The 8,901-nt window shown below is 72.4% G+C and carries 3 protein-coding genes and 1 pseudogene; all 4 read right to left on the reverse strand.

Annotated elements, in window-relative coordinates; all coding sequences use genetic code 11:
• Nucleotides 1-1,451 (reverse strand): ATP-binding cassette domain-containing protein (locus H3O04_RS31185; RefSeq protein WP_202589149.1); only part of this gene is annotated, 1,451 nt, incomplete at its 3' end.
• Entirely contained in the window at nucleotides 1,451-3,175 is a 1,725-nt protein-coding gene (locus tag H3O04_RS31190; protein ID WP_202589150.1) for an ABC transporter ATP-binding protein, read from the reverse strand. The genes H3O04_RS31190 and H3O04_RS31185, both read right to left, overlap by 1 nt.
• Nucleotides 3,172-4,224 (reverse strand): Gfo/Idh/MocA family oxidoreductase, encoded by a 1,053-nt coding sequence (locus H3O04_RS31195; protein ID WP_202589151.1) that lies wholly within the window; start codon nucleotides 4,222-4,224, stop codon nucleotides 3,172-3,174. The genes H3O04_RS31190 and H3O04_RS31195 overlap by 4 nt, the downstream gene beginning before the upstream one ends.
• Nucleotides 4,221-8,783, reverse strand: a pseudogene (locus tag H3O04_RS31200) (amino acid adenylation domain-containing protein); the annotation flags it as partial. The pseudogene H3O04_RS31200 and the gene H3O04_RS31195, both read right to left, overlap by 4 nt.
• Nucleotides 8,784-8,901: the final 118 nt, after the last annotated feature.

Raw genomic sequence — 8,901 nt, forward strand, 5'->3', positions numbered from 1 at the left:
CGCGCCAGCAGCGCGCGCGCCAGGCATGCGCGCTGGCGCTGCCCGCCCGACAGCAACTGGCCGCCCGGCCCCACGTCGGTGTCGAGGCCGTCCGGCAGGCGCTCGGCGTCGCGCAGCAGGCCGACCGCGTCCAGCGCGGCGCGCAGTTCGGCATCGGCCGCGTCGGGCCGCCCCATCCGCACGTTCCACGCGAGGCTGCCGCGAAACAGCCCGTTGTCCTGGAACACGAGGTTGCGTGTCGCGGCGAGCGTCGCCTCGCTCAGGTGCCGCACGTCGGCGCGGCCGAGCAGCACGCGCCCCGCGCACGGATCGTCGAGCCGCGCGAGCAGGCCGAGCAGCGTGCTCTTGCCCGCCCCCGTCGGGCCGACGATCGCGACGAAGCCGCCCGCCGGACAATGCAGGTCGATCCCGTCGAGCAGCGTCGCGCCGCCGGCGGACCGATAGCCGACGCGCAGCGCGTCGACGCTCGCGTCGTGTACCGGCGTGCCGCGCTCGGGGCTGTCGAAAAGTGGCGCATGCAGCACCGCGAGCACCGTATCGAGCGCGCGCCAGCCGCCGCGCAGCGCCTGGTCGAGCTGCGTGAGCTGCGCGAGCGGCTCGATGAAGCGCACGAGCAGCACCAGCACCGCGACGGCCGTCGCCGCGTCGAGCCGGCCAACCGCGACGGCCCACGCGCCGCCGATCAGCATCGCGACGAACACGCCCTGCACCGCCCCCGCGAAGCCGAGCTCGATCGGCAGCGAGCGCCGCATCAGTGCTCGCGTGCGGCGATGCTGTTCGTCGAACGCGCGCTGCAGCGCCGCGCGTGCGTCGCCGTCCCGGCCCGCGAAGCGCAGCAGCCCCTGATGCGCGGCGAAGGTCTGAAGCTGCACGGCCATGTCGCGATCGCCCGCGGCGCGCGCCTGTTCGAACGCGAGCGTGCGGGCGCCGCCGCGTTCCAGCAGCGCGAACAGCAGCACAGCCGCCGCCGCGAGGCACAGCGCGATGCGCCAGTCGATCCACGCGAGCCCCGCGACCACCGCGAGCGGCGTGACGACCGCGCCGATCAACGGCCCGAGCAGGTGCGCGGGAAGTCCCATCGCCTGCATCACCGGCCCGCGCAGCAACCCGGCCGGATGACTGTCGCGCACGGCCTGCCACGACGCGATGCGCGGCAGGTGGTGCACGAGGCGTTCGACGAGGCCAACGGCCAGCGCGCCGCCCGCGCGATAGCCTCGACGTTGCGCGACGTACAGCACCAGCGCATGGCACAGCGTCAGCGCGCCGAGCACGGCCGTCCAGCGCAGCGCGGCCGCCTGCGCACCGGCGAACCAGGCGCGGATCAGCGGCACGAGCAGCAGCCCGCACGCGCCGTCGAGCAATGCGGCGGCCACCGCCCAGCCCAGCCCGCGCCACAGCGCGCGGCGCGTGTCGCGCGGCAGGCACTGCAAACGTTCGAGCGATGTCGTCATCATGCGGCCTCCCCGCCTGCGGCGCCGCGTTCGCGCCAGAGCCGCGCATACAGCCCGTGCGCGGCAAGCAGCGCCGCGTGCGTACCGCGTTCGACGATGCGGCCGTGCTCCATCACGAGGATCTGGTCCGCGTGCCGGATCGCGTCGAGATCGTGGCTGACGATCACACGGGTACGCGTGTCGGCGCGCAGCGCGTTGCGCAACGCGCGCCCGGTTTGCGGATCGAGCGCCGACGCCGGTTCGTCGAGCAGCAGCAGCGGCGCGCGCGACAGCAGCGCACGCGCGATCGACAGCCGCTGCAGTTCGCCGCCGGACAGCCGCACGTCGCGCCCGCACACGCAGTCGTAGCCGCCCGGCAATGCGTCGATGCGCTCGTCGAGACAGGCCGCACGCGCGGCGGCGCGAATCGCGTCGCGATCGGCATCGGGCCGGTACAGCGCGATGTTCGCGGCAATCGACACATCGTCGAGCGCGGTGGCCTGCTGGAACACCATCGCGACCTGTTCGCGGCGCGTGTCCGACGCGAGCAGCCGCAGATCGGCGCCGCCGAGCCGCACCGTGCCGCGATCGGGGTCCATGAAGCGCGCGAGCAGCATCAGCAGCGTGCTCTTGCCCGCGCCCGACGGCCCGACGATCGCGGTGGTCGTGCCGGCCGCGATCGTCGCGTCGAGGTCGCGCAGGATCGGCTCGCCGTCGATGTCGACCTGCACGCCGCGCAGTTCGATCGACGCGTCGCGCGGCGCCTGTGCCGCGCCGTCGGCGGGTTCCTGCAGGCCCGGCTGCACGAGCAACGCATCGAGCCGCGCGGCGGCCGCGCGCGCCTCGCGCAACGCATCGGCGCCATGACCGAGCGCACGCACCGGCGCCGCGACCGCCCAGATCAGCAACGCGAACGCGCACAGCGTGCCGACCGGCAACTGCCCGACCGTCAGCCACGTCGCGCCGAACACCACCCACGCGAGCAGGAACGGTGTGCCGAGCAGCACCTGCGTGCACGCGCCGAGACCGCCGATGCGGCCGACCCACGCCGCGAACGCGTGCGAGAAATGTCCGGCCGACGCCAGCGCGGCGGCCTCGATCCCGGCGCCCGGATACTGCCGCACCAGCGCCGGGTTCTGCGCGAGCTGCGCGTAGTCGCCCATCAACCGTTCGAGCGCCGCGTTGCGTGCGGCGAAGGCCGGCGCGAAGCGTGCCGAGCGCATCCAGCGGAACAGCGCCGCACCGGCGACGAGCGGCACGAGCGCGAACGCGAGCAGCGCGGGATTCAGATAAAGCAGGCACGCGAGCGCCGCGCACGGCACGACGACGAGCTGCGTGAGATCGGCCGGCGCATGCGCGACGAGCTGATGCAGCGCGCGCACGTCCTGATCGACGTGGCGCGCGACGCGGTCGCTGCCCGCGCGTGCGAACCAGCCGAGCGGCAAACGCTGCAGATGATCGGCGAGGCGCTTGCGCAGACGGTCGCCGAGATCGGCGTCGACGCGGTGCGTCAGGTGCAGTGCGACCGTCTGGCCGCCCAGCCAGCACGCGCCGGCCGCCACGGCCGCGACGAGCCAGCCGCGCGCCGCGGCGTCGAGCTGCGCGCTCACGCGCCATGCGTCGGCGAGATGCGCAAGCGCGAGCCACGGTACGAGCGACGCGATGCCGGCCAGCGCCTGCAACGCCACCGCCGCGACGAGCGGCACCGCGAACGGCCGCAACATCGAAAGCAACGGCCCCTTCATGCGGCACGCTCCAGCAGCATGCCGAGCGTCGCGGCGCGCGCGTCACCCGGCGGCTGCGCCGGAAAACCGAGTTGCGCGGTCAACTGCTGCCAGACGCGCGCCACGTCGATGCTGCGCTGGTTGCACGCGTGCAGCCCTTCGCCGGACACGAGCCGGTCGACCGCACGCACGGCCGCCTGCGGCCAGCAGCGCGCGTGAATCTCGCCCCAGGTGTCCTGTGCGTCGTCGCAGATCTGGATGCTCGGCATGTCGTCGCCGGCCGCCTCGCCGAAGATCGGGAACAGGCCGTCGTCGTCCAGCGCCGGCTCGCGCAGCGCGGGCGCCCACCACAGCGGGCCGTGCGGCGACGCGAGCGTCCACGTGCCGGCGTCGGTCGTCAGCGTGATGCCGAACAGCAGGCTCATCCGGCCGTCGTCGGCCGCCGCCATCTCGTTGTGCACGCGCAGCGACACCGGCGTTTCGGCGAGCACCATCGCGCATTCGCGCATCGACGACAGCGCCGGCCCGATCGGTTCGACCGACCACGGCCCGACGCCCTGCAACGCGGCCGCGAGCACGTCGAGCGCCGCGTAGCTCGCCTGCACCGAGCACACCACGTCCGCATGCACCGGCGCGCTCGTCTCGCGCAGCCGCCGCGCGACCGCGATGAAGCGCGCGACGACCGGCAGGTTCGGATAAAAGCTGTTGAGCAGGCAGCGGCGGCCGCGGCGCGACGCGGTACGCAGCGCGCTGGCCCATTCGTCGGGCAGCAGCGGATGCTCGATCACGACGTCGATCCCGCGTTCGAGCAGCCGGCACGCGAGCGCGGCGCCTTGCGCGCCGCGCGCCGCGCCGCCGACGGCGACGCACGCGATGCGCACGTCGTCCGGCAGCTCGTCGACGCGATCGAACACCGGCGCACCGACGCGTGCGGCCAATGCGGCCGTGCGCGCACTGCCTTGCCCGAGGATGCCGGCGACGTGATACGAACCGGACGCCGCGAGGCCCGCCGCATAGAACTGACCGAAACGGGAGCCGGCCACGACGACCGGCAGCGGATGGACCTTCATCGTGCCTCCTTCAGGCGCGTATCGACGAACGCGGCGTTCAGGCAGTCGAAATGACCGCCGGGGATATCGACGGCCGTGATGCCGCCGAGCGCCTGCGCCGTCCAGTAATCGGTGAGCGCCGCGCGCTGCTGCGGAATCAGCGGATTGCAGCGCTCCGGAACGAACAGCCGCAGCGCACCCGCATACGGCGCATCGCCGGCCCAGTGGGACGCCTGCACCGAATGCATGAAGAGCCGGTAGAGCCGCTCGCGCTCGTCGAGCAGCGGATGCGCGAGCGCGTCCTGCAGCGACAGGCCGGCCGCCGCGCGCAACACGCGGCGACGCAGCCCGTTGAGCGGCTCGCAACGATCGCCGAAGATCTCGAGCTGCGCCTGCAGGCTGCCGGGCGCGAGCCGCGCAGGGTCGGCCTTCAATGCGTCAGCCAGCGCGTCGGCCAGCACGTACGTTTCCGGAAAGCCGAGCGCATCGAGCGGCAGCCCGAGCGTCGCCGCGAAGTTGAACAGCACGAGCCGTTCGTCCTCGATCAGGTACGGAATCCGGTAGCTCGACACGATGTCGAGCGTGCGCACCGCGACACCGAGCTGCACCAGCGACTTCGCCATTTCGAGCGCGACCAGCCCGCCCGAGCAGTAGCCGAGCACGTCGACCTCGCGCACGCCGTTGCGCCACAGCGCATCCGCATAACGCCGGCCCAGCGTCGCGTTCAGGTGGCGCACCGGCAGGTCGAGATAGTCCTGCGCGTCGCGCACCGCGAAGCCGAGCACCGGGCCCAGCCGAGCCAGCGCGGGCAGCACCGGACGATACGCGTGCACGGTGCCGAGCCCTTCGTGCACGATCACGCGCGGCACGCCGTCACCCGGCGCGAGCGGAATCGGCCGCACGCCGGGGCGCACGCGCGGCGCCGGCGCATGGACGACCGCCGATGCAGGCAACGTGCGCGACGCGGCGAGCGCGGCCGTCGGCGTCGCGCTCGCCGGCTGCTCGCCCGCATCGCGCAGGCATTGCGCGAACGCGGCGGGCGTCGGCTGCGCGAGCACCCAGCGCAGCAGCCGGTCGAACGGATGCGCGTGCGCGAGCGGCTCCTCGCCGCGCAGCCGCGACACGAGCTGCGCGATCAGCAGCGAATCGCCGCCCGCGGCGAAGAAGTCCTGATCCGGCGACACGTTGCGCGTATCGAGCACGGTTTCCCACAAGCCGATCAGCCGTGCGAGCAGCGGATCGGCTGCCTGTGCGGGCACCGCTCGCACCACGGCCGGCGCCGGTTCGCGGATATCGGCGATGCCGGCCAGCGTGCGGCGGTCGATCTTGCCGTTCGCGGTCACCGGCAAACGCTCGAGCACGCGCAGTTGCGACGGCACCATGTAGTTCGGCACGCGCTCGGCCACGAACGCCAGCAGCGTATCCGGCGCGATGCGCGCGGCGCCGCGCTTCACGTGGGCGAGCAGGATGTCGTAGCCGAGCGCGGCGAGCGGCGTGTCGGGCGCGACACAACCGAGCGCACGATCGCCCGCCTCCGCCTGCAGCCAGTCGAGCCACTGCGCGTGCGGCACGAACAACCGCGCCGATGCGGCCCGCGCATCGTCCGGCGTCTCCATCATCAGCCCCTGGCTGATGCTGATTTCCGGATGCTCGGCCGTCAGTTCCTGGATCACCCACCACGCGTCGGGCGCCGACAGTGCGCGCAAGCCGGCAATCAGTGCGACCGTGTCGCGCGCATTGTTCAGCGCGCCGGAGCTGATCGTCAGGTCGACCGAATGCGGCGCAATGCCCTGCGCGTCGCACGGCGCGTTCATGTCGAAGCGCACGAAGCGCATCCACGGATACGCGGCGAAACGCTCGCGTGCGGCCGCGAGGAAGTAGCTCGACACGTCGCTGAACAGGTAATCGATACGCGTACCGGCTTCGACCAGCGGCGCGAGCGCGTCGACGATCGCACGCGTCGCGGCGGCGGTGCCCGCGCCGATTTCGAGAATGCGCCACGCGCGCTGCGGCTCGCGGGCGACGACGGCGCGCACGGCCTGCGCCATCCCGCGATGCAGCGCGCGGGCATGTTCGCCGTCGCTGTACATCGCTTCGGCGATATGCGAAGCCCCTTCCGGGAACATCAGGCCGGCCGGCGACACGCTGCCGGCGATCTGCGCGTCGAGGCATCCGGCGCTCGCGCGGAAGTAGTCGACGAGCACGGCCGGCCACAGCTCCGGCGACGCGTGCTGCGCGAATGCGTCCCAGCACGCATGCGCGTCGGCCAGGCTCGCGCCCGGACGCATGCGCCAGCCGTCTTCGGCATCCGCCTCCAGCACGCCGTGCGCGACGAGCATCGTGAGCCAGTGGCGCAGCAAATGGCGTCGTGCCGCCGGCACACGCAGCCGCTCGCACAAGGTCGCGAAACCGGTCGAAGCGTCGGTCGTCAAGCCGCCGGCCGGCACGATCCATGCGGCGAGCGACGCCACGCACGCCGTTTCGAGCTGCGCGACCGAATGCGCCACGTCTGCCTGGGCGGGCCAGCGTGCGGTGTCGAATGCCGTGCGCACCTGCGTCGCCAGGTCACGCAGCGCGTCGTCCCGCGCCGATGCAGGCGCTTCCGCACTCTGCAGCGACACGAAGCTCGCGAGCCGGCGCTCCGCGCCTTCGCCGAGCACGATCGTCGCGGCCGCGCCGACGAGCGGATGCGCGGTCAGCGCCGCATCGATCTCGGCCAGCTCGATCCGGTACCCGCGGATTTTCACCTGATCGTCCTGCCGCCCGAGGAATTCGAGCGAGCCGTCGGCGCGCACGCGCCCGAGATCGCCGGTGCGGTAAAGCCTGCGCCCGTCCGGATGATGGATGAACCGTTCGGCCGTCCGCACCGGATCGTTCGCGTAGCCCGTCGCGAGCCCGACGCCGCCGATATGGATCTCGCCGCGCACGCCCGGCGGGCACGGCCGGCCGAGCGCGTCGAGCACTTCCATCGTCTGCCCGGTCAGCGCGCGGCCGTACGGAATGCTCGCGAGCTGCGTGTCTTCCGGACGGATCGGATGCTCGATCGACCAGATCGACGCTTCGGTCGCGCCGCCGAGGCTGAACAGTGCGCTGTCGGGCCAGCGGCGCCACCAGCGGGCCGGCAGCGTCACCGGAATCCAGTCGCCCGACCACAGCACGCGGCGCGGGCCCGGCACGTCGAGCGCCGGTTCGCCTTCGAGGTAGTCGATCAGCATCTGCCCCTGGGCGGGCACCGAGTTCCACAATGTCACGCGATGGCGCGCCATCAGTTCGGCCCAGTGCGACGGATCGTTGCCGCGCGCCGGATCGGGCAGCACGATGCACGCGCCGCGCGCGGTCGCGCCGAAAAAATCGTAGACGGACAGGTCGAAGCTCAGTTCGGCCAGTCCCAGCACCACGTCGCCCGCGCCGACCGCATGGCGCGCGCTGATGTCGGCAAGCGTGTTGCACACCGCCGCATGGCTCAGCATCACGCCCTTCGGCTCGCCGGTGGAACCCGATGTGTAGATCACGTAGGCCAACGCATCGGGGGCGATGTCGCTCGCGGCGCGCGGCGGCCATTGCGGATCGCTCGGCAACACATCGATATCGATGCGCACGCAACCTTCCTGTTCGAATGCGAGCGCCTGCACGCTGACGACCGCACGCACTCGCGCATTGCGGAGAATGGCCTGTTGCCGCAGCGCCGGCTGACGGCTGTCGACCGGGACGTACGCGGCACCCGCCTGGACGATCGCGAGCACGGCCGCGAGCTGATGCGCACACTTCGGCATCAGCACCGCGACGGTATCGCCCACGCCGACGCCGGCCTGCTCGAGCGCGGTACGCAGCGCCGCCGCGTGTTGCGCGACCTCGCGGTACGTGCGTGCCCCCAGCGCATCGATCACGACCGGCGCATCGGGCGTGCGCAACGCCTGCGCGGCGAACCCGGCCGCGATATGCGTATCGGCATCCGGATGCGCGCCGGCGACCGGCGCCGCGGACGGCAGCACGATGTCACCCTCACGCGACCACCATTCGGCATCGTCGGCCAGCCGGCCCAGCAGCGCGACATACGCGTCGAACATCGCGGACGGCATGCCGTCCGGAAACAGGTCGTCGCGCACGTCCCAGCCGATTTCCAGCCCGCCGAACTGGTCGGTCACCTGGCAATCGAGCCACACCTGCGGCGTCTGGCTGATCATGGTGCGCGGCGGTGCGGCGCGCGTCGCGTGCTCCGTGTGCTCGCCGAGCAGGCGCCCCACGCTGCCGATCCCGCTCGTGAACACCACCGGCATCAGCGCCGCGTCCTTGCCGCGCCGCCGCGCGAGTTCGCGCATCACGTCGACGCCGGTGAAGGCGCGATGGTCGAGATCGTCGAACATCCGCGCGCCGATCGTGCGGGCACGCTCGACGAAATCGCGCCCGTGCGTCGCGTCGACGGCGAGCAGGCTCAGCGCGGTGAAATCGCCGAGCACAGCATCGATGCGCGGATGCACGGGCGGACGGTTCAGCACCGTGAGGTTCAGGCAGAACGCCGGCGCCTGGCTCCAGCGGCCGACCACCTCGGCGAACGCGGCCAGCGCCACGCTCGCCGCGCTTGTATGTTCAGTACTGACCAGTACGGTAAAGTCTGGTGGTAGCCAGACGAGACCGTGCAGTTTGCCCCGCGCTTGGGTGTTGGAGCCCGTGACTGAGTACAAAACGCACGGTTGCCGT

The sequence above is a fragment of the Burkholderia sp. KCJ3K979 genome (assembly GCF_016759955.1).
GTDB lineage: Bacteria > Pseudomonadota > Gammaproteobacteria > Burkholderiales > Burkholderiaceae > Burkholderia > Burkholderia orbicola.